Origin of the sequence: Rhodanobacter thiooxydans (genome assembly GCF_030291135.1) — a bacterium.
Lineage (GTDB): Bacteria > Pseudomonadota > Gammaproteobacteria > Xanthomonadales > Rhodanobacteraceae > Rhodanobacter > Rhodanobacter thiooxydans_A.
In genome coordinates this window covers 1,011,628-1,033,696 of record NZ_CP127409.1, presented here as the reverse complement: position 1 = coordinate 1,033,696, position 22,069 = coordinate 1,011,628, and the positions used below count along the sequence as shown (strand labels likewise).

Below are 22,069 nucleotides of genomic sequence, written 5' to 3'. Positions count from 1 at the left end.
GTGGCGGCAAAGAGCGGCGGGCGGTGCCCGCCCTACGCAACGGCCGACCCTGCGCGCCTACAAGTGCCGGGCGCTTTCTGGCACCATCGACCGGTTATCCCGCGCGCCGCGCGCCACTTCCCTGATCCAACCGCATGAACCTGCAAGCCAATTACGAACAGATCCCGCTGAAGGAATACGCCGAGCGGGCCTATCTCGACTACTCGATGTACGTGGTGCTGGACCGCGCGCTGCCGTTCGTGGGCGACGGCCTGAAGCCGGTGCAGCGGCGCATCATCTACGCGATGAGCGAGCTGGGCCTGGCCGCCACGGCGAAGCCGAAAAAGTCGGCGCGCACCATCGGCGACGTGATCGGCAAGTTCCATCCGCACGGCGATTCGTCGTGCTACGAGGCGATGGTGCTGATGGCGCAGCCATTCTCGTACCGCTACCCGCTGGTCGATGGCCAGGGCAACTTCGGTTCACCGGACGACCCGAAGAGCTTCGCCGCGATGCGCTACACCGAGAGCAAGCTCAGCCCGATCGCCGAAGCGCTGCTGGGCGAGCTGGGTCAGGGCACGGTGGACTGGGTGCCGAACTTCGACGGCACGCTGGAGGAACCGAGCTGGCTGCCTTCGCGCGTGCCGCACGTGCTGCTGAACGGCTCGATGGGCATTGCGGTGGGCATGGCCACCGACATCCCGCCGCACAACCTGCGCGAGCTGGTTACCGCCTGCATCCGCCTGCTGGACGAGCCGGATTCCACCATCGCCGACCTGTGCGAGCACGTGCGTGGGCCGGATTACCCGACCGAGGCGGAGATCATCACCCCGCGCGCCGACCTGCTGGCGATGTACCAGAGCGGCGGCGGCTCGGTGCGCGCCCGCGCGGTGTACCAGCGCGAGGAGGGCAACATCGTGATCACCGCGCTGCCGCACCAGGTCAGCCCGTCGAAGATCCTCGAGCAGATCGCCGCGCAGATGCGCGCGAAGAAGCTGCCGATGATCGAGGACCTGCGCGACGAGTCCGACCATGAGAACCCGACCCGGCTGGTGATCGTGCCGCGCTCGAACCGCGTCGACGCAGACGAGACCATGCAGCACCTGTTCGCCACCACGGATCTGGAAAAGAGCTTCCGCGTCAACCTCAACATGATCGGCCTGGACGGCCGGCCGCAGGTGAAGGACCTGAAGAAGATCCTCACTGAGTGGCTGACTTTCCGCACCAGCACGGTCATCCGCCGGCTCAACCACCGCCTGGCCAAGGTCGAGCGCCGCCTGCATCTGCTGGAAGGCCTGCGCATCGCCTACCTCAACCTCGATGAAGTCATCCGCATCGTGCGCAGCGAGGACGAGCCCAAGCCGGTGCTGATGGCGCGCTTCCGGCTCAGCGAGGAGCAGACCGACTACATCCTCGAAACCCGGCTGCGCCAGCTGGCACGCCTCGAGGAAATGAAGATCAACGCCGAGCGCGACCAGCTCGAAGAGGAGCGCGCGCGCATCAACGTGTTGCTGAAATCGCCGGCCAAGCTGAAGGGCCTGATCAAGGACGAGCTGCGCGCGGATGCGGCGAAATTCGGCGACGACCGCCGCTCGCCGCTGGTCGAGCGCGAGGTGGCGCATGCGCTGGACGAGAGTGCGCTGGTGGCCAGCGAGCCGGTCACCGTGGTGCTCTCGCAGAAGGGCTGGGCGCGCGCAGCGAAGGGCCACGACGTCGACGCCGATGCGCTCAACTACCGCGAGGGCGACGGCCTGCTCGCCGCGGTGAAGGCGCGCACCACGCAGCAAGTGGCGTTCATCGATTCCACCGGCCGTGCCTATTCCACGCCCGCGCACACCCTGCCCTCGGCACGCGGCAACGGCGAGCCGCTGACCGGCCGCTTCAGCCCGGCCGCGGGCGCCAGCTTCGACGCGGTGATCGCCGGCGACAACGACACCCGGCTGATCCTCGCCACCGATTTCGGCTACGGCTTCGTCACCCGCTTCGAGGCGCTCACCGGCCGCAACAAGGCCGGCAAGCAGATCATCTCGCTCAGCGACGGCGCGAAGGTGCTGGCGCCGCAAATCAGCACCGACCCGGCGCGCGACCGCATCGTGGTGGTCAGCAGCGAAGGCCACCTGCTGATGTTCTCGGTGGCCGAGCTGCCGGAACTGGACAAGGGCAAGGGCAACAAGCTGATCGAGATCCCGAAGAAGCAGCTGGCCGAGGGCGAGCGCGTGGCCGGCGTGGCCGTGGTCAGCGAGGGCAAGGGCGAAGTGACAATGTACGCCGGCGCGCGCAAGCTCACCCTGAAGTGGGCCGACCTGGTCGAGTACGGCGGCAACCGCGCCACCCGCGGCGGCCTGCTGCCGCGCGGCCTGCGCCACGTCGAACGGATCGAAACCACCGGTTGAGCCAACCCGCATTCCATCCGCAGGACGGCTTCGCAGGGCGGGCATTGCCCGCCCTGCGGCGAGAGGCAGGAACTTGTCGGCGCGCGACCTTTCCAACAGGGATGTACACGCCAGCGCGGCCTTGCGCGTTGGATACGTGACAGCCTCGGAGCACGCATGAACATCCCACGTTTTCTTCCCGCCCTGCTGGTCACGCTGCTCGCCGCGCCGGCATGGGCGCAGAGCGCCAACAAGCCGCTGAACCTGAAACTGCCGCCCGGCAGCCTGCCGGCCGCCAGCAGCACCACCGCGGCTCCACCGCGCCACGACGCACCCGGCACGTACTACGGCGATACCAGCGGGCGCATGGGCAACAACAACACCGTCAACACCGCGACGGGCACCGACTGCGATGATTACAGCTACAACCGGCCGCAGATGCACGGCAGCGTCGGCATGGGCGTGGTCGGCGGCAACCACGTCAGCGGCAATTACCAGACCGGCACAGTGAATCTCAGCCAGGCCTTCGGCAGCTGCGACCATCCCCGCGGCGGCGTCAGCATCTCGATCGGCGCCGGCACCGGCCACTTCCACGACCGCGGCCACTGAATACGACGATAGTGGGGGTGTCCAGGAGGCGCGTCGACTTCGTTCGCTGGCGCGAACTACGCTCAGCGTGACCGGTTCGGGGCGGCGGGTTTTCCCCGAGCCAGCCGCAAGGCTTCATGCTGCACCCTGTGTAAATGGGCTCATCGCGGATCAGTGTGGGTGGATTGATCGCCACGCCCGCACCGCCGCGCGTTATGCTGCCGCCATGAACATCGATGCGCCATCGCTGCAACATCTGCAGGCCCACCGGGAGGGCCTGGCCACGCTGTGCCGCCGCCACCGCGTGCGCCGACTGGCAGTGTTCGGCTCGGCGGCACGGGGCGAGGCCAAGGCCGGCAGCGATTACGACTTCCTGGTGGAGTTCGATACCTTGCCGCCGGGTGGTTACGCCACGGCTTTCTTCGGTCTGCATGAGGATTTGCAGGCATTGCTGGGCGCGCCGGTCGAGCTGATCGTGGAGCGCGCCATCCGCAACCCGTACTTCCGCCAGTCGGTACAAGCTCAGCGCCAGGAGTTGTATACGGCTTGAAACCGCCAAATATCTGTACGACGTGCAGAGCGCAGCCACTGCGCTTGCCGGGTTCGTGGACGGATACGACTGGGCGGGATACCAGCGCAATGCCATGCTGCGCGCCGCCGTGGAACGCCAGTTCGAAATCATCGGCGAGGCGCTGGCCCAGCTCGCCCGCCACGATATGGCGCTGCTGGCGCAGATCGAACACCACCGCCAGATCATCGCGTTCCGCAACATCCTGATCCATGGCTACGCGGAGGTCGACGATGCCCTGGTCTGGGATGTGGTGCAGTCACGATTGGAGCCGTTGCGCCGGCAGATAGACGAGCTACTCGCGGATCGCTGATGGCAGCGCGGGGTCACACCACAGCGCCGCCACCACACCGCCGCGCGACCCGCCGGGCGTCTACTACGGCGACACCAGCGGGCGCATGGACAACAACACCGTCGACACCGCGACGGGCACCGACTGCGACGACGCCACCTACAACCAGCCGCAAATGCACGGCAGCGTCGGCATGGGCGTGGTCGGCGGCAACCACGTCAGCGGCAATTACCAGACCGGCACGGTGAATCTCAGCCAGGCCTTCGGCAGCTGCGACCATCCCCGCGGCGGCGTCAGCATCTCGATCGGCGCCGGCACCGGCCATTTCCACGACCGCGGCCACTGAGCGGGCAAAGCTATAATCGCCGGATCACGCAAGGGACGCTCTCGATGCACGGCGAATACAAGATGCCCGGCGGCAAGCTGGTGGTGATCGACCTTGAGTTGCGCGACGGCCGCCTTGCCGACGTGCAGCTCAGCGGCGATTTCTTCCTCGAACCGGACGCCGCGCTGGGCGCGATCAACGGCGCGCTGACAGGTCAGCCCGAGCATGCCGACGAAGCTACGCTGGCCGCCGCCGTGCGCGAGGCGCTCGTCGCCGATGTCATGATGTACGGCATTTCCCCGGAAGCCATCGCGGTGGCCGTGCGCCGCGCCCTGCACAAGGAACCCGCCGCATGATGCGCACCGACTGGCGCGACCACGACTGGCAGCTGATCCACACCGCACCGCAATCACCCACCCTGCACATGGCGCTGGACGACGTGCTGACCCACGAAGTCGGCGCCGGCCGCCGCGCGCCCACCCTGCGCATCTGGGAATGGGCCTCGCCGGCGGTGGTGATCGGCCGCTTCCAGTCGCTGCGCAACGAAGTGGACGGCGCGGCGGCGAAGCGCCACGGCATCGAGGTGGTGCGCCGGGTCTCCGGCGGCGGTGCGATGTTCATCGAGCCGGGCAATACCATCACCTATTCGATCTACGCGCCGCAGTCGCTGGTCAAGGGGCTGTCGTTCCAGGAAGCCTATGCCTTCTTCGACGCGTGGGTGCTGCAGGCGCTGGCCGAACTGGGCATCAAGGCGTGGTACCAGCCGCTCAACGACATCACCTCCGAAGGCGGCAAGATCGCCGGCGCCGCCCAGGTACACCGCGGCGGCGCGGTGCTGCACCACGTCACCATGGCCTACGACATCGACGCGGCGAAGATGCTCGACGTGCTGCGTATCGGCCGCGAGAAACTGTCCGACAAGGGCACCGCCAGCGCGGCCAAGCGGGTCGACCCGCTGCGCAGCCAGACCGGCCTGCCGCGCGAGGCGGTGATCGAGCGCATGGTCGCCACCTTCCGCCGCCTGCACGGGCTCAGCGACGACCACCTGCGTGCCGACGAACTGGCCCAGGCCGAAGCGCTTGCGCAAAGCAAGTTCGGCAGCCACGAATGGACGACCGACGTGGCCTGACCTGCGTCGGTTCCGCGTCGCCAGCGCTCACAGCCGGCTGTACGACCACGACTGCATGCGGCCGTCCCGGTACGGCATCACGCCGTGGAACGGGCGTGGATCGGCGTCGAACACCAGCGGCAGGAAGTGGCGGTCGCCTTCCCACATCGGCAGTTCCATCAGGCGCGCCCGTGGCACCCATTCCAGCGTGCCCTCGTGGTTGCCCTGGTGCGCCTCGCCACTGAAGCTGTCAATCAGGAAGATGAAGCCCAGCCAGTCCTCGCCATGCTTGCCGAAGCCGGGCCAGTTCAGCGTGCCGCGCAACTGCATCGACGCGCATTCGATGCCGGCCTCCTCGCGGATCTCGCGGCGCATGCAGGCGGCGATGTCCTCGCCCGGCTCCATCTTGCCGCCGAGGCCGTTGTACTTGCCCAGGTGCAGGTCGTCCGGGCGGGCGTTGCGGTGGATCATCAGCACTTCGCTGCGGTCGGGCGACAATACATAACCGAGAGTCGCCACTATCGGGGTATAGGGCATGGCCGGGCACCGCGAAAAGAACCGAGTTTAACGGCAGCCGTCGCCCGACGCAGGGGCGGGCTTGCACCCGCACGGCTGGGCAGCGACCATCGACGGATGCGTCCATCCACTTTGCTGTCCCGCCGCTTTCCACTCCCGCCACTGCAGCGCGTGTTGCCGCCGGTGTTGTTGCTCTTGCTGCTGTTCGCCGGCGTGCCCGGCTGCACTCCGGGCGCACGGGCGCTGGACAGCCGCGAGCTGGCGTTCGAGGGCCAGAACTACCGCGTCGTGCACGTGAACCTGAAACGCGAGGCGCTGAGCCTGCACTGGCGCGAACCGGCCAGCGGTCAGCCGTTCGGCAGCATCGAGGGGCTGCGCCAGTGGGGCGAGGCGCGTGGCCGGCGACTGCTGTTCGCGGCGAATGCGGGCATCTACGACCACAAGTTCGCGCCGCTCGGCCTGCACGTGGAGAACGGCAGGACCGTGGTGCCGCTGAACCTGGCGCACGGCAACCCCGCTTCGGGCAATTTCTCGCTACTGCCGAACGGCGTGTTCGCCATCTATCCGGACGGCCATGCCGCGGTGCGTACCAGCGCCGCGTTCAAGGCCGACGGCAAGAGCGCGCAATGGGCCACCCAGTCCGGGCCGATGCTGCTGATCGACGGCAAGCTCAACGAGCAGTTCGTCGACGACTCCGCCAGCATGAAATGGCGCAGCGGCGTGTGCGCGAAAACTCCCACCGAGGTGGTATTTGCCGTGAGCGAGACGCCGGTGAACTTCCACGCGTTCGGACGGCTGTTCCGCGACAAGCTGGGCTGCCGCGACGCGCTCTACCTGGACGGCAGCATCTCGCAGCTGTACGTCGACGGCGAAGGCTACGCCGGCGCACCGGCCTTCATGGTCAAGCCGTACGCAGGCATCTTCGCGGTGTTCGCCAAGCCATGACGACAACCTCAAGGGGGAAATTCCGCTGGCGCATCCTGCGCGGCTTGCTGCTGGTCCTGCTGGTGTTGCTGCTGGCCGCCTTCCTCACCGGCTGGTACCTGCTCGCCGGCAGCCGGGCGCAGCTTGACGGCACGCGCCAGGCCGCCGGCCTGACGGCGCCGGTCAGCCTCGACCGCGACGCGCTGGGCACGGTCACCCTCGTGGGGAAAAGCCGCACCGACCTCAGCTACGCGCTGGGCTACGTGCACGCGCAGGAACGCTTCTTCGCGATGGACCTGATGCGCCGCATGAGCGCCGGCGAGTTGTCCGCGCTGGTCGGGCCGGCTGCGCTGAAGGTCGATCTCGACCATCGCCGCCACCGCCTGCGCGCCGTGGCCGAGGCCGCCTACGCGCAACTGCCGCCACAGCAGCGGCACGAACTCGACCGCTACCGCGACGGCGTCAACGCCGGCCTTGCCGACCTGCGCGTGCGGCCGTGGGAATACCTGCTGCTGGGCAGCCAGCCGCAACCGTGGCGTTCGGAAGACAGCATGCTGGTGATCGCCGCGATGTACCTGGACTTGAACAGCGACGGCCGCAACGAACGCGAGTTGCGCATGGCGCAGATGCGCGCGGTGCTGCCCGGCGCGCTGGTGGATTTCCTGCTGGCACCCGACCCCGACTGGGAAGCGCCGCTGAGCGGCCGCTTGTCGCGCCCGCCGGTGGTTCCCGGCGCCGACGTGTTCGACCTGCACCGGCTGCCGGCCGCTGCGGCCTCGGCCAGCCTGGTCGCTGCACTGGCGCCGGCACTCGACGCCGCGCGCCCCGGCAGCAACAACTTCGCGGTCGCCGGTGCGCTCACCGGCAGCGGCGCGGCGATGCTGGCGAACGACATGCACCTGGGCCTGCGCGTGCCGAACATCTGGTTCCGCACCCGCCTGCGTTATCCCGATCCCACGGCACCGGGCGGCCAGCGCGACGTCAACGGCGTCAGCCTGCCCGGCACGCCGGCGATCGTCGTCGGCTCCAACGGCCAGATCGCCTGGGGCTTCACCAACAGCTACGGCGACTGGCAGGACTGGGTACGCGTGCTGCGCGATCCGGCCGATGCTTCCCGCTACAAGGTGCCTGAGGGCTGGGCCCGCGTGGAAAGCCACGACGAGCACATCCGGGTCAAGGGCCAGCCCGACACCATCCTCAAGGTCGAGGACACCCGCTGGGGCCCGATCATGGGCCAGGACGCCGACGGCACGCCGCTGGCGCTGGCCTGGATCGGCGGTCGGCCACACGGCTACAACGTCGAGCTGATGCAGCTGGAGCGCGCCACCGACGTGGCCGCCGCGCTGGCGCTGGCGCCACGGCTCGGCATGCCACCGCAGAACCTGCTGGTCGCCGACCGCGCCGGCCACATCGGCTGGACCCTCGCCGGCAACAGCATCCCGCTGCGCGCCGGCATCGACCCGCTGCTGCCGTCGGACTGGTCGAAATCCGGCAGCGGCTGGCAGGGCTGGGCCACGCCGGCGCAGTACCCGCGCATCGAGAACCCCGCCGACGGCCGGTTGTGGACGGCGAACAACCGCACCGTCGACGGCGAGGCGCTGGCCCTGCTCGGCAACGGCGGCCACGATCTCGGCGCCCGCGCCCAGCAGATCCGCGACGACCTGCGCGCCCACGCCAGCTTCACCCCCGGCAACCTGCTCGACATCCAGTTGGACGACCGCGCCGTGTTCCTCACCCGCTGGCAACGCCTGCTGCAGGACACCCTGGCCGACAGCACCGAGCCATCGCTGCAGCAGCTGCGCCAGCTCACTGCTTCATGGCGCGGCCACGCCGCCGTCGACAGCGTCGACTACCGGCTGGTACGCGCATTCCACGACCGGGTCAGCGAAGCGGTGCTGGCCCCGTTCGCGGCACGGGTGCAGCAGCGCTACCCGGACTTCAGCTGGCCCGGCGAGAACAGCGCGGAAGCGGCCGTGTGGGCATTGCTGCGCGCGCAGCCCGCACACCTGCTCGATCCGACATACCCCGACTGGCACGCCCTGCTCGTCGACGCCGCCCGCCAGGTGGCAGCCGAACTCGGCCGGCAACCCGGCGGCCTCGCCGCACGCCGCTGGGGTGAACGCAACCGCACCGGCATCCGCCACCCCCTGTCCGCCGCACTGCCGCACTGGCTCGGCCGCCTGATCGACATGCCTGACCAGCCGATCCCCGGCGACCACAACATGCCCCACGTCGCCGCACCCGGCTTCGGCGCCTCCGAACACCTGGACGTGGCGCCCGGGCATGAAGCCGACGGCATCCTCAACATGCCCGGCGGCCAGAGTGACCACCCGCTGTCGCCGTACTTCGGCGCGGGGCATGCGGATTGGGTCAACGGCCGCCCCACCCCGCTGCTGCCCGGCAAGAGCGAGCACACGCTGACGCTGCAACCGGCGACACGCTGAGCGCCCTGCATCCACGACGACCGGGCACCCGTTTACCGCGCTTGCCCGCCCCGGCGAGAGGCAAGGCAGCGCTGGCCGCACTGTCAGTCGGGAAAACACGCAAAGTTGTGATGCAAATCATGTTCATTGGTACTATCTTGCGCTAGGCGGCAGGGCCGGCACCGGGTTGCCGCCGGCCATCTCGATGCAGGGGACCATCCGGCAAGGACTGCTTGACCAGGCACGGGAGTGCCGGATGTCATGACGCAGGACTCAGCTTCACCAGCCTTCCGCTATTACGCCTTCATCAGCTACAGCCACCAGGACCGGGCCTGGGCCGACTGGCTGCACAAGGCGCTGGAAACGTATGCAGTGCCGAAACGGCTGGTCGGCCAGGCCACCGCCGCCGGCATCGTTCCCGGGCGCCTCACGCCGATCTTCCGCGACCGCGACGAGCTGGCCAGCGCGCATGACCTCGGCCGCAAGGTCAACGAGGCACTGGCGCAATCGGCCAACCTGATCGTGATCTGCTCGCCGCAAGCGGCGACGTCGCGCTGGGTCAACGAGGAAGTGCTGGCATTCAAGCGGCTGGGCCGCAGCGAGAACGTGTTCTGCCTGATCGTCGCGGGCGAACCGAATGCTGCTGCGTTGCCCGGTCGCGAAGCCGAGGAATGTCTTGCGCCGGCGCTGCGCCAGCTCCTGGATGCGAATGGCGAGCCGACGGCCGAACCTGCCGAACCGATCGCCGCCGATGCGCGCCCCGGCAAGGACGGCAGGAACAACGCCAAGCTGAAGCTGATCGCCGGCCTGCTGGGTCTGGATTACGACAAGCTCAAGCAGCGCGAGCTGCGGCGGCACAACCGGCGCATGGCCGCGATCACCACGCTGGCGCTGGTGGTCATGGCGCTGACCACCACGCTCGCGATCGCTGCCTTGTTTGCACGCCATGCCGCCGTCGTCGCCCGCCTCGATGCCGAGCGTCGGCAGAAACAGGCGGAAGGCCTGGTCGATTTCATGCTGGGCGACCTCAACGACAAGCTGTCACAGGTGGCGCGCCTGGACATCATGGAAGCGGTCGACGACAAGGCGATGGCGTATTTCGAGTCGCTGCCAACCACCGATATCAACGATGAAGCGTTGGCGCAACGCGCCAGGGCATTGGAAAAGATCGGTAGCGTGCGGCTAAACCAGGGCCATCTGCCGGCGGCGATGACGTCGTATCAAGCAGCCGCAAAACTGGCAGCGGCGCTGGCGCAGGCAGAACCGGCAGATACTGCGCGGCAACTCGCCCATGCGCGGATACTGACCTTCATCGGCATGACCTACTGGTATCAGGGCCAACTCGATGCGGCACTGCAGAGTTTCGAATCGGCGCAAACCGTGCTGCAGCGTGCCGAGCAGCATGCCGCGAACGACCTCACCTTGTGGTTCGATCTGGCCATGGTCGACAACGACATCGGCCATGTGCTGGAAGCCCATGGCCGGCTGGACGAGGCGGTCGTCCCCTACCGCAACACGCTGGCACTGTCCCGGAAGCTGGTTGCGGCCAGACCCGACAATACCGGCTGGGCGTCGCAACTGGGCGGTGCGCACAACAACCTCGGCAAGCTGGCGCTGATGCGCGGCGATCTGGCCACGGCGGTCACCGAATACACCGCTGACGATACGATCGAGACCGCACTCTCCGCGCGCAACCCGCAGGACCACAACCAGCGCGACAACGTGCTTGCGTCGCGCGCCATTCTGGGACGCACGCGGGCTCTGACCGGCGACATCGAAGCGGGCATGCACGACCTGCAGCAGGCGGTCGACATGGCCATGCAACTGACCAAAGTCGATCCGAAAAATACCAGTTTCCAGGAGCATCTGGCGCTGTACTCCTCGCAGTTGAGCCGGCTGCTGCGCCTGAGCGGCGATCTGTCCGCGACCCAGGCGCTGAATGCGCGGTCGCTGGCCATTTTCCTTGCCTTGACGAAACAGGATCCGGCGAACATCGGCTGGCAGCGCGAGTTCGCCGAGGCGCAGCTTGAGCAAGCTGCGCAGTCGCAAGCGTCCGGCCAGACCGACGCGGCGCGCAGGCAGGCGCAGGCTGCGCTGGCCATCCTCGACCCGTTGCTCGCCCGACAGCCCAACGACCGCGCCACCTTGCTGGCGACGGCGAGCGCGAAGTTGCTGCTCGCCGCGGTATCCGACGAAGCAGAGGTCGCGCAGCAACTACGCAACGAGGCCGTGAACGTGATGCAGGTGGTGAAAAGCGGCCATGGCGATCCACGCCTGCTGGCCTTGCAGGTCGATGCGCTGCTGGCGCTTGGCAGGAAGGCCGAGGCGCAGCCGCTGATCCGTCAACTATGGAACAGCGGCTACCGCGATGCGGCGCTGTTGGCCGTATTGCGGCGCGAGCATATCGACTACCCGGTCAACATGGCATTCCAGCAGAAGCTGCTGGCGGCGGCTGACACGAATGCCCGTCAGTAGAGCCAATCGAAGGAACAGGGGCACGGCAATACCGGCAAGCACAGTATCGATTCAATTCCGCCAACCAAGGAGTCCATCATGCCGAACAATCTGCAGGTCGCCCTCGACAAGAGCACCACCCCCTGGTGCCTCGACATCGATCAGCAAAACAATGCGAACCACGTAGCCCGGAGTCCCAACGCGCAAACCATCACGTGGCAGCTGACCGGCGACGCGGCCGCGGGATCATTCAATGCGCAAAGCAATACCGAGCCAGGCTTCGCCTGGGTCGGGACAGCGCCGCCCGACGGTATCTTTGGCACCCCCAGCGTAAGCGGCAACCAGATCACGATGAGCGATCTCAACAACAGCGCCAGCACGACAGGAACCTGGACATACCAGCTCAGCGCCACGATCGGCGGCGTGGTTTATCAATCCAACAAGACTTCACTCACACAAACCACAACAAACCAGTCGAGCCCAACCACAACAAATCGGATGAGCCTAGCCATAACAGACCCGTCGATCAAAAATAACTAGGGGTACCTGGTCTGTCCGGCAAGAGCAAAGGGGGTCAGGTCCACTTTTCCACGCCGTGGTCATCCAGGGTGGTGAACCCGAATCCCGCTGGCAGATCCCCGAAAGTCAGCAGGACTCCCGTCAGGGAGCCGTCACAACGGGACGCAGGCACAGCTGCGAGATTTCATGATGCAAGGCTCGAGACCTACCTGCGTTCCGCTATCACACCTTCATCGGCTACAGCCACCAGGACCGGGTCTGGGCCGACTGAAACGCATGCAGTGCCGAAATGGCTGGTCGGCCAGGTCACCACCGTCGCCATCAACACCGCTTCAGGGGCACCGATGCTGATCTGTCCTGCCACCATGCGAACGTCATGCAAGCCCATGCGTGCAGCCATCCCGTACTGGTCCACACCATGATGACGCCTGAAAATTCCATCTTGCCGATCACCGTGCCCCTGGTGGTCGGCGTGACCAGCCACCGCAACATTCCCGCCCACGAAGTCGCGATGGTCCGGCGACGCGTGCGGGGATTCTTCACGCAGTTGCAACACGATTTCCCCACGCTGCCGCTGGTGGTGCTGTCGGCGCTGGCGGAGGGCGGCGATCAACTGGTGGCGGAGGAAGCGCTGGCCGTCGGCGCGCGACTGATCGCGCCCCTGCCGCTGCCACGCGATCTCTATGTCGAGGACTTCCACCACCAGGCCACCCGCGCCATCTTCGATGCGCTGTGCGCCCGCGCGCAGGTGATCGACCTGCCCCTGCTGCCGGACAGCACGCACCACGGCATCGGCAGCGATGGCCCCCAGCGCGATCGCCAGTATGGGCAGGCTGGCGTGTTCATCGCCCGTCACTGTCATCTGCTGCTGGCGATCTGGGACGGCAAGCACTCGGCCCGGCTCGGCGGCACCGCCCAGGTGACGGAGTATTTCCTCAGTGGCGTGATGCCCGGCCTGATCGAACGCCGCCGTGGCGGCCGCCGGCATTTGCTGGGCAGCGGCGACGAGCGCCTGGTCTGCCAGATCGTCTGCTCGCGCGATACGGCGGACGGCGCACCGCTGCCGCCGCTGCAGCCAGGGCAGCTGCTGTGGCGTACGCAAACGGAGATCTCGCCACCCGATACGCCCATGCCAATGACGTTTCAGCATACCTTCGCGCACATGGCCGAGTTCGATGCGGATGGCGCGAAGTACCACCAGCAGATTGAAAACCACGCGACAGCCGGCGGCACGCCCGCAAGCAGCGCCGCCACGCTGGCGCGCCCCGAGGCGGCGCTGTTCCGCGCGGCGGACTGGCTGGCGGTGCATTTTCGCCAGCGCGTCCTGCTGGCGATGCGGGTGATCTACACGCTGGCGGCAGTGATGGGCATCGCCTTCACGATCTACGACAACCTGCCCGACCAGGACGACTTCATCTACGTGTTCCTGCTGTTGTTCGCCAGCGGCGTGTGGCTGAGCACGCTCGCCAGGCGGCGCGGCTGGCATCGCAAGTACCTGGACTATCGCGCATTGGCGGAGGGGCTGCGGGTACAGGGCTACTGGCACCGTGCCGGGATCTCGCTCACCGGCGACCCCGAGTTCGCGCAGGACAGTTTCATGCAGAAGCAGGACATCGAACTGGGCTGGACGCGCAACGTGATGCGCAGTGCGGGACTCGACCGCGCGGCCGCACGCGTGGGCGACCCGGACGAGGAGTTGCGCGAAGTCATCAGTGAATGGATCGGCGACGCCGCGCACGGCGGCCAGGTGGACTACTTCCGCAGCAAGGCCGTGCAGCGCGCCCGGCAGCACCACCTCACCGAGATGCTGGGTTTCGCCAGCCTGTTTGCCGGCATCGGCATCAGCATCGTGCTGGCCGCGCTGGCGCATCGGTTGTCGGCCGACACCAAGAATATCCTGGTGGTGGTCATGGGCATCCTGTCGATCCTCGCCGCGGTGCGCGAGGCTTATGCGTTCAAGAAGGCCGACAAGGAGCTGATCAAGCAATACCGCTTCATGCAGCGCATCTTCGACGAGGCGCGCGAGGCGCTGGCCAGGACCAGCGACGCGACGGAACAACGCGAGATCCTGCGCGCGCTGGGTGAGGCGGCGCTGGCCGAGCACGCCGAGTGGGCGCTGATGCATCGCCAGCGGCCGCTGGAGCACGGTAAGATGTAGCTGTCGCAAGCCGCTGCGCGCCCGTCGCCGCGACGCCGCCTGCGCAAGGACAGGCCCGCCAGCGCGGGCCTGTCCAGCCAGCGTGTTACCTGGTGATGACCGCCGGGTGCATCGGCGCCAGTTTTGCCAGCAGCTTGTTCTGCGCGCGGAACGGAATGTCGTGCTTGTTCATGGCCACCTGCAGGTCCTCGACCAGCGCGTTGAAGGCCGCGCGGTTGATGCCGAGGTTGCGATGCACCTTCTCCATGTCCCTGCCGGTGTAGGTGCAGGGGCCGTCGAGGATCACGCAGAACTGGTCGACCAGTTCGACCTTGATGTGCTCGCGATCGGAGTTGGCGAAGTACGGGCGCGTGCGCGCATCGGCCATCAGGTTGGCCATGAAGTCGTTCATCAGCGCCACCAGCCCCGGCTTGCCGCCGAACTGGTCGAATACCGGCTTGAGCGCGGGATCACGCGGCGCACTGGCGGCCATCGCCGCCGACTCCGGCGACATCGAGGCGGCATCCTGCGCGATGGCGCCCTGGGCAAACAGCAACGCGACGGCGAGCAGCGCGGTGCGCGGAAGGCATGTGTTCATGGACGTACTCCGAAGCAAGGGGGAATGATCAGAAACCGACCTGCACCGAGGCATACAGGCCGCGTTGCTTGTCCTTGATGACGATGTTGCCGAGGTCCGCATACGCCAGCGTCAGCGAGACATGCTTGGTCGGCGCCCAGGCGACGAACGCGTCGTACCAGTCGTCCTCCTTCGCGATGCCGAGGTTGTTCGGCTTCTGCCGATACTCCGCACCGACCGCCCAGTTGCGGCTGAGCAGGTACGCCACCGAGCCTTCGAATTCCGGCTTGTACGCGTTGTTCCGGTCGCCGCCGAAACCGAGGATGCCGATCTGGTTGGCCTTGGTCATGCGCAGCGTGGCGTTGACCAACAGGCTCTGGTTGAGGAACAGCTTGGTCGCGTTGACGTAGTAATCGGTGCCTTCATCGGACTTGGCGCCCACGAAGGCCAGCACGGCCGCCTGGTTGTTCTTCTTGTGCTGCGCACCGATCGACACCTGCGGCATCCAGCTGTCCTGGTCGAGCACCACGTCGCCGAACAGGCGGACCTTCACGCCGATGATGTTCTGCTGGAACGTGAAGCCGCGACCCAGCCCCAGCGCCGCGCCCACCTGTTCGGTGTCGAAACGCTGCTGCGCGAACGACACCTCCACGCGGTTGTACAGGCCGACCATCGCGCCGACTTCGTTGACGTGGTAATCCGGCAGGTTGATGTGGGTGACGAACGCGTTGGCGCCGATCTCGTCACCGGTGCCGTAACCACCGATCACCGCCCACGGCGTCAGCCCGCCACCGGCCGAACCTTCGACCTGCGACACGCCGCCGGTGAGCAGCAGCTTGTCGCTGAAGGCGGTTGCGCCGGTGCCATCGGCTGCCATGGCGGTCGATGACGCCAGGCAAACGCCGAGCACGCACCCGATCAGCCAGGCGATCCGGTTCCTTCGATTGTTCTGCATGGGTAGCCCCTTCAAGACGCGCGGAATGCGCATGTGCATGCAGGTACGCAGGACATCGCCGGACGGATGCACGCGGAGGTGGATTGCATCACTGCACCACGTGCCAGTTGCCGTTCACGCCATCGCCGGCGCGATCGCCCGGCTTGTCATCGCCGGCGAAGAGGTACAGCGGAGAACCCCGGTAGACCCATTGGCGGCTGCCGTCGGCGCGCGTGGCCAGCTGGTAATCGCCGGCGGCCTTGCTGTCGGCATCGGCCAGATACGGCGGCCACGCGGCCGCGCACGGACCGCTGCACTGGCTGTGGCCGGACGCGGCATCGACGTCGTAGCGGTACAAGGTGTGGCCGCTGCCATCGACCAGCAGGCCCTGCGCATCATGTTGCGGAAGGGATGCCGCCGCGGCCGCGCCGCTCAGCATCAACAACGCGACAGCCCATCGGGAAACGTTCATGGCGAGGCCTCCGGCACGCAGGCCGGTTGCCTGCTCCAGCTTGTACGCAGCAGCCGGCCGCATGGACGCACGCAAGGCGGTGGCGCCGCCAGACGGACCACTTGCCAGCGCGCAAGGCCCCTTTCATGCTATGAGACGTAACCTCCCGTCGCTGCACGCCGGCCGGGACCGATCACTACAGGATGGTTTGCCCATGAGTGTCAGCAGTCCTGCCGAGCGTGACGAGCTGAATCAGCTGTTGCTGCAGACCGGCCGCAACGACCAGAAAGCGTTTGCCGAGCTGTACCGGCGCACCTCGTCCAAACTGTTCGGCGTGTGCCTGCGCATGCTGCGCGACCGCGGCGAGGCGGAGGAAGTGCTGCAGGAAACCTACACCACGGTGTGGCGCCGCGCCGCCACGTTCGATGTGGCCAAGGCCAGCGCCATCACCTGGCTGGTCACGCTGTCGCGCAACAAGGCGATCGACCGGCTGCGCCAGCATCGCGAGGAGCTGCTGGACGATCCGGCACGACTCGACGAAACCGTGGACGAGCAGCCCACGCCGGCGGCCGGCGCGGAAACCAGCCAGGAGTACCAACGGCTGCAGCAGTGCCTGGATGAACTGGAGCCGCAACAGCAACGTTCGGTGCGTGAAGCCTTTTTCACCGGCGCCACGTATAACGAACTGGCGACACGCTGCAAGGTGCCGCTCGGCACCATGAAAAGCTGGATCCGCCGCAGCCTGATGCAACTCCGCACGTGCCTGGACTCATGAACACGCCTATCGATGACGGCAACCACAACCTGCGCTACGCCGAGTACGTGCTTGGCGTGCTGGACGCCGACACCCGCGCGGAAGTGGCGCGCGAGGTGCTGGCCTCGGACGAGGCCGCCACCGCCGTGGCCTTGTGGCAGCGTCGCCTGATTCCGCTGGCCGACACGGTCGGCGACGTCGCACCCGCCCCGTATGTGTGGGCGCGCATCCACGACGCCCTGCAGCTGGATGCGCCGGCCCGGGCGCCGCTGGCGCAGCCGCGCCGCGGACTGTGGAACAACCTGGCGCTGTGGCACTGGCTCGGCATCGGCGCCAGCGCAGTGGCCGTGGCGCTGCTGGTGGTGGTCTCGCTGCCGCGCCCGGCGCCCACGCCCAAGGTGGCCGGCATCGCCTACATGGCCTCGACCATTCAGCAGGACAACGGCACCACCGGCTGGACCGCCACCATGGACCTGCAGCACGCGCGCATGGTCGTGGTGCCGGCGACGCCGGTCGCCTTCGCGCAGGGGCATGCGCCGGAACTGTGGCTGATTCCGGCCGGCGGGAAACCCATCTCGGTGGGCATGATCGCGCGCGACAAGCCCACCACGATCGCACTTGATCCTGCGATGCTGGCACGACTCAGACCGACCGCCGCGCTCGCCGTGTCGGTGGAACCGGTCGGCGGCTCGCCGACCGGCCAGCCAACCGGCGCGGTGATCGCCAAGGGCGCGATCGGTGCGGCACCGGATGCCGGCGGCGGCAAGGTGGCCATGCTCGGCAACGTGCGGGCGGATCGACCCTGGATCTGAGCACGCTTGATCTGAACAGGACGCCCGTCCGCCCATGAGCACGGCCATCGTGCTGTTCCGGCGCGACCTGCGCCTGGCCGACAACCCCGCCCTGGCCGCGGCCTGCGCGGCGCACGCGCAGGTGCTGCCGGTGTATGTCCACGCCCCCGGCGAAGACGGCACATGGCAGGCTGGCGCGGCCAGCCGCTGGTGGCTGCACCATGCGCTGGCCGCGCTCGATGCAAAGCTGCGCACGCACCATGCCGCGCTGCACCTGCGCCAGGGCGACACGCTGGAGCAATTGCGCGAGCTGATCCGACTGAGCGGCGCCAGCGCGGTGTACTGGAACCGGCTGTACGAGCCTGCGGTGATCGCCCGCGACACGCGCATCAAGAGCGCGCTGCGCGAGGAAGGCATCGAGGTGCACAGCCACAATGCGGCACTGTGGTGCGAACCATGGACGATCGCCACGCAGCAAGGTGACCCGTACAAGGTGTTCACGCCGTACTGGCGCAACCTGCGGCCGCAGTTGCCGTCATCCGAACCGCTGCCCGGGGCCGCCCTGCATGGCTGGCATGAACTGCCCGGCGGTCTGCCGCTGGAAGCCCTCGGCCTGCTGCCGCGCATCCCCTGGGATGCCGGACTGGCCGAGGCGTGGCAACCGGGCGAACACGGTGCGCACGAACAGCTGGAAATCTTCGCCGACGATGCCATCGGCGACTATGCGCACGCGCGCGATCTGCCCGCACGACACGGCACGTCGCGGCTGTCGCCGCACCTCCACTTCGGCGAAATTTCGCCGCGGCAGATCCACGCCGAACTCGATCGCCGCGCACGCGCGACGGATGCCAGGCACCGGCCGGACATCGAGCCGTACCTGCGCGAACTGGGCTGGCGCGAGTTCGCCCACCACCTGCTGTTCCATTTCCCGCAGACGCCAACCGACAACTTCAACCCGCGCTTCGCCGATTTCCGCTGGGAACCGCGCGATGCGGCCGCACTGGAACGCTGGCAGCGCGGCCGCACCGGCATCCCGCTGGTCGACGCCGGCATGCGTGAGCTGTGGCACACCGGCTGGATGCACAACCGCGTGCGCATGGTCGCCGCCAGCTTCCTGACCAAGAACCTGCGCCAGCATTGGCAGCACGGCGCACGCTGGTTCTGGGACACGCTGGTGGACGCGGATCTGGCCAACAACACGCTCGGCTGGCAATGGGTCGCCGGCTGCGGCGCCGATGCCGCGCCGTATTTCCGCGTGTTCAACCCGGTCACGCAGGCAAAGAAGTTCGACCCGGATGGCGTCTACCTGCGACGCTGGCTACCCGAACTGGCCGACGCAACGACCGCCCTGCTGCACGAACCGTGGAAGGATCCCGCCCTGCTCATGCGCAGCGGCTATCCCGCGCCGATGGTGGATCTGGCCGTCTCGCGGCAGGCCGCGCTGGACGCGTACAAGCGGCGCGACTGATCCACGGGGCACGGGGCAATCATCCCCACCGAATTGCCGTCGCTTCCCGCACGAAACAACCCGGACACGCGGGACTGCCTGCATCCCGCGGCGGCTCCTGCACGTATCTCCTGAAGTACCCGGAAGATTCAACCTCGGATCTCGCGGAGCGCGGTCAATGCCCGCGTATCGCGTTCACCGGCTTTTGCAGGAAAACCGCATGCCATCGAGCCACACTTTTACGCCTCACCTTGCAGGCAGGCGCGGCCTGCTCGTCACGCTGCTGTTGCTGCTAGGCAATGCTTTGCTCACGGGATGCCAGGCGACGCTGTTCCGCAGCCTCAACGCCACCAGCAGCAAGGCCGATGTGGTGGTACGGCGCGACGTGACATATGACCCCACGCATCGACTGGCGCTCGATGTCTACCGGCCACGGGACGCTCACGATGCGCCTGTCGTGGTGTTTTTCTACGGCGGCAGCTGGAAATCCGGCAAGCGCCAGTGGTATCACTGGGCCGGTGAGGCCTTGGCGCGGCGCGGGCTGGTCGTGGTGATTCCGGACTACCGCCAGTGGCCGCAGGTGCGGCTGGACGGCTTCATGCGGGACGCGGCAGATGCCGTCGCGTGGGCCCAAGCGCATGCCGCCGAGTACGGTGGCGACCCGGCATCGTTGTTCCTGATGGGCCATTCTGCCGGCGCCCATATCGGCGCCTTGCTGGCCACCGATGCCCACTGGCTGGCCGGTGTCGGCATGCAGCCCCGCCAGCTGGCAGGCTTCATCGGCCTGGCCGGTCCGTACGATTTCCTGCCGCTGAAAGATCCGGATTTCGTCGACATGTTCGGCAGTACGCCTGCGGCGCAGCTGCGTTCGCAGCCCGTGCATTTTGTCGACGGCGACGAACCGCCGATGCTGCTGATGCAGGGCACTACCGACAAGGTGGTATGGCCGCGCAATGCCACCTCACTCGCCGCTGCACTGCAACGCAAGGGCGAACCCGTCGAAACGAAGATGTATCCGGACATCGGCCACGCTGCGATCCTGCTGGCTATATCGCGGCCGTTCCGGCGCAAGGCGCCGGTGCTTGACGATGCCGTGGAGTTCATCAGGATGCATGCCGTGAAAAAACCGACTGAAGTCGACACGACTCGACATTTCTTCGATACGCCGGCGCGACTCAGCCCAGGGCATGCAAATTCATCTGCCATACCGCGAAATTCAGCGCCGCGGCAAAGCTGACCCAGCACAGATACGGAACCAGCAGCGCGCCGGCCATCACGCGCACGCGCCAGAACCCGACCAGCGTGGCCACGATCAGCAACCACAGCAGCACGACGTCGGCGAAGGCCAGTCCACCACGGTGCCATCCGAAGAACAGCCAGCTCCACAGCACGTTGACCGCCAGCTGCAGCACGAACAGGGCGAGCGCGCCGCGCTGCCGGTGCCAGCCGCCTTCGCGCCAAGCCAGCCAGGCGGCGATGCCCATCAGCGCATACAGCACGGACCACACCGGGCCAAACACGTACGACGGCGGTGCCCAGGAGGGTTGGGCCAAATGCTGGTAGAAGACGGCCGCCTGCACCGAAGCGATGGCTCCCATCGCCGCCGCGGCAAAGCTCAGCAGCAGCCAGCCGGCCAGTCCAATGATCTGTCTTGTGCGAGTCATGCCCTGCTTCCTTGTGTGCCCCGTCATTCCGGCGTCTCGACTTTTCAACGGCTTGGAACCACGGGATGACCAGTATGCCTGTCGCAGGGATCTGCTGGCTTGCGCCGGGATGGTGATCCCGTTGAATACCGCCATGTAGCGCGTCCTGCCTTCGTTCCGTCAAGGTCCGCCGGGCTTTCTACGCGCTCGTGCATCCAAGTAGCCGCCTCGTCCGTATCTGGGGGTGACACGAAGACAGGTGCGTTCCCATGGCAGGCTTCAGACCCCACCCGAACACGCAGTATGAGGGCGTTCCGCCAGCCCCTGCGGGTACGGCTGATTCGCGCTTCTGGCTGGCACGTACGCTGCGCCGCTGGTTCGATACGAGTGCGGCGGTAACGCTCGACGAAAGCCGCGAGGATCGCATCGACTGGCTGCGCGCGGCACCGTTCATCGCCATGCACCTGGCCTGCATCGGCGTGATCTGGGTCGGCGTGTCGCCGATCGCGCTGCTCGTGGCTGCCACGCTCTACGTGGTGCGCATGTTCGCGCTCACCGCGTTCTACCACCGCTACTTCTCGCACCGCACGTTCCAGACCTCGCGCGTGGTGCAGTTCGGGTTCGCGCTGATCGGGGCATCGTGCGTGCAGCGCGGCCCGCTGTGGTGGGCCGCGCATCATCGCCATCACCACCGCGTGACCGATACGCCGGACGATCCGCATTCGCCGCGCGTGCACGGCTTCCTGTGGAGTCACGTCGGCTGGTTCCTCACGCCGCGCAATTTCCGCACCGATCTGGCGCGCGTGCCGGACCTGGCGAAGTTTCCCGAGCTGCGCTGGCTCGACCGTTTCGACATCGCCATTCCGGTCGCGCTCGCCATGGCGCTGTACGGCCTGGGCGCGCTGCTGCAGCACGTGGCGCCGCAGCTGGGCACCACCGGCGGCCAGATGCTGACCTGGGGTTTCTTCGTGTCGACCGTCGTGCTGTTCCACGCCACGGTGACGATCAACTCGCTGGCGCACCGCTTCGGCAAGCGCCGCTTCGATACCAGGGACGACAGCCGCAACAACGTCTGGCTGGCCCTGCTCACCTTCGGCGAGGGCTGGCACAACAACCATCACTTCTTCCCCGGCTCCAGCCGGCAGGGCTTCCGCTGGTGGGAAGTGGACCTGACCTGGTACGGGCTGAAGCTGATGTCGGCGCTGGGCCTGGTACGCGGGCTGAAACCGGTGCCGGCCTGGGTGCTGGCCAGGGCGAGGAGCTGAGC

22 protein-coding genes are annotated in these 22,069 nt (G+C 67.3%); 17 read left to right on the top strand and 5 right to left on the bottom strand.

Going from position 1 to position 22,069, the window contains the following annotated elements:
* The first annotated feature begins 134 nt into the window (after positions 1–134).
* From parC to QQA13_RS04505, 7 genes are all read left to right on the top strand, one after another.
* Positions 135–2,372 carry a DNA topoisomerase IV subunit A gene (parC, locus tag QQA13_RS04535; protein ID WP_108471098.1) on the top strand — a complete coding sequence of 746 codons (2,238 nt, stop codon included), beginning with the start codon at positions 135–137 and terminating at the stop codon, positions 2,370–2,372.
* Positions 2,373–2,528: 156 nt separating this feature from the next.
* The gene (locus QQA13_RS04530; RefSeq protein ID WP_108471097.1) at positions 2,529–2,960 is read left to right on the top strand and encodes a hypothetical protein; all 432 of its coding nucleotides are present in this window, start codon (positions 2,529–2,531) and stop codon (positions 2,958–2,960) included.
* A 205-nt stretch (positions 2,961–3,165) separates the two neighbouring features.
* On the top strand, positions 3,166–3,489 hold the full coding sequence (locus QQA13_RS04525; RefSeq protein ID WP_108471096.1) for a nucleotidyltransferase family protein: 324 nt from the start codon (positions 3,166–3,168) through the stop codon (positions 3,487–3,489).
* A gap of 22 nt (positions 3,490–3,511) precedes the next feature.
* Positions 3,512–3,820 carry a HepT-like ribonuclease domain-containing protein gene (locus tag QQA13_RS04520; protein WP_199909812.1) on the top strand — a complete coding sequence of 103 codons (309 nt, stop codon included), beginning with the start codon at positions 3,512–3,514 and terminating at the stop codon, positions 3,818–3,820.
* A gap of 85 nt (positions 3,821–3,905) precedes the next feature.
* A complete protein-coding gene (locus QQA13_RS04515; RefSeq protein WP_428992320.1) occupies positions 3,906–4,145 on the top strand; it encodes a hypothetical protein in 240 nt (79 codons plus the stop codon).
* A gap of 62 nt (positions 4,146–4,207) precedes the next feature.
* Positions 4,208–4,480: a biotin--protein ligase gene (locus QQA13_RS04510; protein WP_234411293.1), complete on the top strand. Its 273-nt coding sequence runs from the start codon at positions 4,208–4,210 to the stop codon at positions 4,478–4,480.
* Positions 4,477–5,253, top strand: a complete 777-nt coding sequence (locus QQA13_RS04505; protein WP_108471093.1) for a lipoate--protein ligase family protein — start codon at positions 4,477–4,479, stop codon at positions 5,251–5,253. The genes QQA13_RS04510 and QQA13_RS04505 overlap by 4 nt, the downstream gene beginning before the upstream one ends.
* A gap of 27 nt (positions 5,254–5,280) precedes the next feature.
* Here QQA13_RS04505 and QQA13_RS04500 read toward each other — a convergent pair whose 3' ends face one another.
* Positions 5,281–5,769, bottom strand: a complete 489-nt coding sequence (locus QQA13_RS04500; RefSeq protein ID WP_108471092.1) for an NUDIX hydrolase — start codon at positions 5,767–5,769, stop codon at positions 5,281–5,283.
* A gap of 150 nt (positions 5,770–5,919) precedes the next feature.
* Here QQA13_RS04500 and QQA13_RS04495 point away from each other — a divergent pair, with 150 nt between their 5' ends.
* The 5 genes from QQA13_RS04495 to QQA13_RS04475 all read left to right on the top strand — a co-directional run bounded on the left by QQA13_RS04495 (position 5,920) and on the right by QQA13_RS04475 (position 14,226).
* Positions 5,920–6,693: a phosphodiester glycosidase family protein gene (locus QQA13_RS04495; protein WP_108471187.1), complete on the top strand. Its 774-nt coding sequence runs from the start codon at positions 5,920–5,922 to the stop codon at positions 6,691–6,693.
* Positions 6,690–9,116 carry a penicillin acylase family protein gene (locus QQA13_RS04490; protein ID WP_108471091.1) on the top strand — a complete coding sequence of 809 codons (2,427 nt, stop codon included), beginning with the start codon at positions 6,690–6,692 and terminating at the stop codon, positions 9,114–9,116. Before QQA13_RS04495 ends, QQA13_RS04490 begins: the two co-directional genes overlap by 4 nt.
* Before the next feature lie 240 nt (positions 9,117–9,356).
* Entirely contained in the window at positions 9,357–11,570 is a 2,214-nt protein-coding gene (locus tag QQA13_RS04485; protein ID WP_108471090.1) for a toll/interleukin-1 receptor domain-containing protein, read from the top strand.
* A gap of 78 nt (positions 11,571–11,648) precedes the next feature.
* The gene (locus tag QQA13_RS04480; RefSeq protein ID WP_234411292.1) at positions 11,649–12,089 is read left to right on the top strand and encodes a hypothetical protein; all 441 of its coding nucleotides are present in this window, start codon (positions 11,649–11,651) and stop codon (positions 12,087–12,089) included.
* A 397-nt stretch (positions 12,090–12,486) separates the two neighbouring features.
* A complete protein-coding gene (locus tag QQA13_RS04475) occupies positions 12,487–14,226 on the top strand; it encodes a hypothetical protein (protein ID WP_234411291.1) in 1,740 nt (579 codons plus the stop codon).
* 85 nt (positions 14,227–14,311) lie between these two features.
* Here the strand turns inward: QQA13_RS04475 and QQA13_RS04470 are convergent, their stop codons facing one another.
* The 3 genes from QQA13_RS04470 to QQA13_RS04460 all read right to left on the bottom strand — a co-directional run bounded on the left by QQA13_RS04470 (position 14,312) and on the right by QQA13_RS04460 (position 16,188).
* Complete coding sequence (locus QQA13_RS04470) at positions 14,312–14,803, bottom strand: group I truncated hemoglobin (protein ID WP_108471089.1); 492 nt, start codon at positions 14,801–14,803, stop codon at positions 14,312–14,314.
* A gap of 28 nt (positions 14,804–14,831) precedes the next feature.
* Complete coding sequence (locus QQA13_RS04465) at positions 14,832–15,737, bottom strand: DUF3034 family protein (protein ID WP_108471088.1); 906 nt, start codon at positions 15,735–15,737, stop codon at positions 14,832–14,834.
* Positions 15,738–15,825: 88 nt separating this feature from the next.
* Positions 15,826–16,188: a COG4315 family predicted lipoprotein gene (locus QQA13_RS04460; protein ID WP_108471185.1), complete on the bottom strand. Its 363-nt coding sequence runs from the start codon at positions 16,186–16,188 to the stop codon at positions 15,826–15,828.
* Between the two features lie 193 nt (positions 16,189–16,381).
* Here QQA13_RS04460 and QQA13_RS04455 point away from each other — a divergent pair, with 193 nt between their 5' ends.
* The 4 genes from QQA13_RS04455 to QQA13_RS04440 all read left to right on the top strand — a co-directional run bounded on the left by QQA13_RS04455 (position 16,382) and on the right by QQA13_RS04440 (position 20,396).
* The gene (locus QQA13_RS04455) at positions 16,382–16,942 is read left to right on the top strand and encodes a sigma-70 family RNA polymerase sigma factor (RefSeq protein WP_108471087.1); all 561 of its coding nucleotides are present in this window, start codon (positions 16,382–16,384) and stop codon (positions 16,940–16,942) included.
* Positions 16,939–17,733, top strand: coding sequence for an anti-sigma factor (locus QQA13_RS04450; RefSeq protein WP_108471086.1), 795 nt, complete (start codon positions 16,939–16,941; stop codon positions 17,731–17,733). Before QQA13_RS04455 ends, QQA13_RS04450 begins: the two co-directional genes overlap by 4 nt.
* 34 nt (positions 17,734–17,767) lie before the next feature.
* The gene (locus QQA13_RS04445) at positions 17,768–19,180 is read left to right on the top strand and encodes a cryptochrome/photolyase family protein (protein ID WP_108471085.1); all 1,413 of its coding nucleotides are present in this window, start codon (positions 17,768–17,770) and stop codon (positions 19,178–19,180) included.
* Between the two features lie 199 nt (positions 19,181–19,379).
* Positions 19,380–20,396: an alpha/beta hydrolase gene (locus tag QQA13_RS04440; RefSeq protein ID WP_108471184.1), complete on the top strand. Its 1,017-nt coding sequence runs from the start codon at positions 19,380–19,382 to the stop codon at positions 20,394–20,396.
* On the opposite strand, the gene QQA13_RS04435 is transcribed toward QQA13_RS04440, so the two are convergent.
* Positions 20,335–20,823: a TspO/MBR family protein gene (locus QQA13_RS04435; RefSeq protein WP_108471084.1), complete on the bottom strand. Its 489-nt coding sequence runs from the start codon at positions 20,821–20,823 to the stop codon at positions 20,335–20,337. The two genes, QQA13_RS04440 and QQA13_RS04435, sit on opposite strands and share 62 nt — an antisense overlap.
* 248 nt (positions 20,824–21,071) lie before the next feature.
* On the opposite strand from QQA13_RS04435, the gene QQA13_RS04430 reads away from it, so the two are divergent.
* Positions 21,072–22,067, top strand: coding sequence for an acyl-CoA desaturase (locus QQA13_RS04430; RefSeq protein WP_108471083.1), 996 nt, complete (start codon positions 21,072–21,074; stop codon positions 22,065–22,067).
* Positions 22,068–22,069 lie beyond the last annotated feature (2 nt).

Bases quoted from the DNA above. Each gene is read 5' to 3' on its own strand.
- QQA13_RS04455 (WP_108471087.1), top strand. From the start codon at position 16,382: ATGAGTGTCAGCAGTCCTGCCGAGCGTGACGAGCTGAATCAGCTGTTG.
- parC (WP_108471098.1), top strand. From the start codon at position 135: ATGAACCTGCAAGCCAATTACGAACAGATCCCGCTGAAGGAATACGCC.
- QQA13_RS04445 (WP_108471085.1), top strand. From the start codon at position 17,768: ATGAGCACGGCCATCGTGCTGTTCCGGCGCGACCTGCGCCTGGCCGAC.
- QQA13_RS04475 (WP_234411291.1), top strand. From the start codon at position 12,487: ATGATGACGCCTGAAAATTCCATCTTGCCGATCACCGTGCCCCTGGTG.
- QQA13_RS04450 (WP_108471086.1), top strand. From the start codon at position 16,939: ATGAACACGCCTATCGATGACGGCAACCACAACCTGCGCTACGCCGAG.
- QQA13_RS04470 (WP_108471089.1), bottom strand. From the start codon at position 14,803: ATGAACACATGCCTTCCGCGCACCGCGCTGCTCGCCGTCGCGTTGCTG.
- QQA13_RS04485 (WP_108471090.1), top strand. From the start codon at position 9,357: ATGACGCAGGACTCAGCTTCACCAGCCTTCCGCTATTACGCCTTCATC.
- QQA13_RS04440 (WP_108471184.1), top strand. From the start codon at position 19,380: ATGCCATCGAGCCACACTTTTACGCCTCACCTTGCAGGCAGGCGCGGC.
- QQA13_RS04465 (WP_108471088.1), bottom strand. From the start codon at position 15,737: ATGCAGAACAATCGAAGGAACCGGATCGCCTGGCTGATCGGGTGCGTG.
- QQA13_RS04460 (WP_108471185.1), bottom strand. From the start codon at position 16,188: ATGAACGTTTCCCGATGGGCTGTCGCGTTGTTGATGCTGAGCGGCGCG.
- QQA13_RS04480 (WP_234411292.1), top strand. From the start codon at position 11,649: ATGCCGAACAATCTGCAGGTCGCCCTCGACAAGAGCACCACCCCCTGG.
- QQA13_RS04435 (WP_108471084.1), bottom strand. From the start codon at position 20,823: ATGACTCGCACAAGACAGATCATTGGACTGGCCGGCTGGCTGCTGCTG.
- QQA13_RS04500 (WP_108471092.1), bottom strand. From the start codon at position 5,769: ATGCCCTATACCCCGATAGTGGCGACTCTCGGTTATGTATTGTCGCCC.
- QQA13_RS04515 (WP_428992320.1), top strand. From the start codon at position 3,906: ATGGACAACAACACCGTCGACACCGCGACGGGCACCGACTGCGACGAC.
- QQA13_RS04490 (WP_108471091.1), top strand. From the start codon at position 6,690: ATGACGACAACCTCAAGGGGGAAATTCCGCTGGCGCATCCTGCGCGGC.
- QQA13_RS04525 (WP_108471096.1), top strand. From the start codon at position 3,166: ATGAACATCGATGCGCCATCGCTGCAACATCTGCAGGCCCACCGGGAG.
- QQA13_RS04430 (WP_108471083.1), top strand. From the start codon at position 21,072: ATGGCAGGCTTCAGACCCCACCCGAACACGCAGTATGAGGGCGTTCCG.
- QQA13_RS04510 (WP_234411293.1), top strand. From the start codon at position 4,208: ATGCCCGGCGGCAAGCTGGTGGTGATCGACCTTGAGTTGCGCGACGGC.
- QQA13_RS04530 (WP_108471097.1), top strand. From the start codon at position 2,529: ATGAACATCCCACGTTTTCTTCCCGCCCTGCTGGTCACGCTGCTCGCC.
- QQA13_RS04505 (WP_108471093.1), top strand. From the start codon at position 4,477: ATGATGCGCACCGACTGGCGCGACCACGACTGGCAGCTGATCCACACC.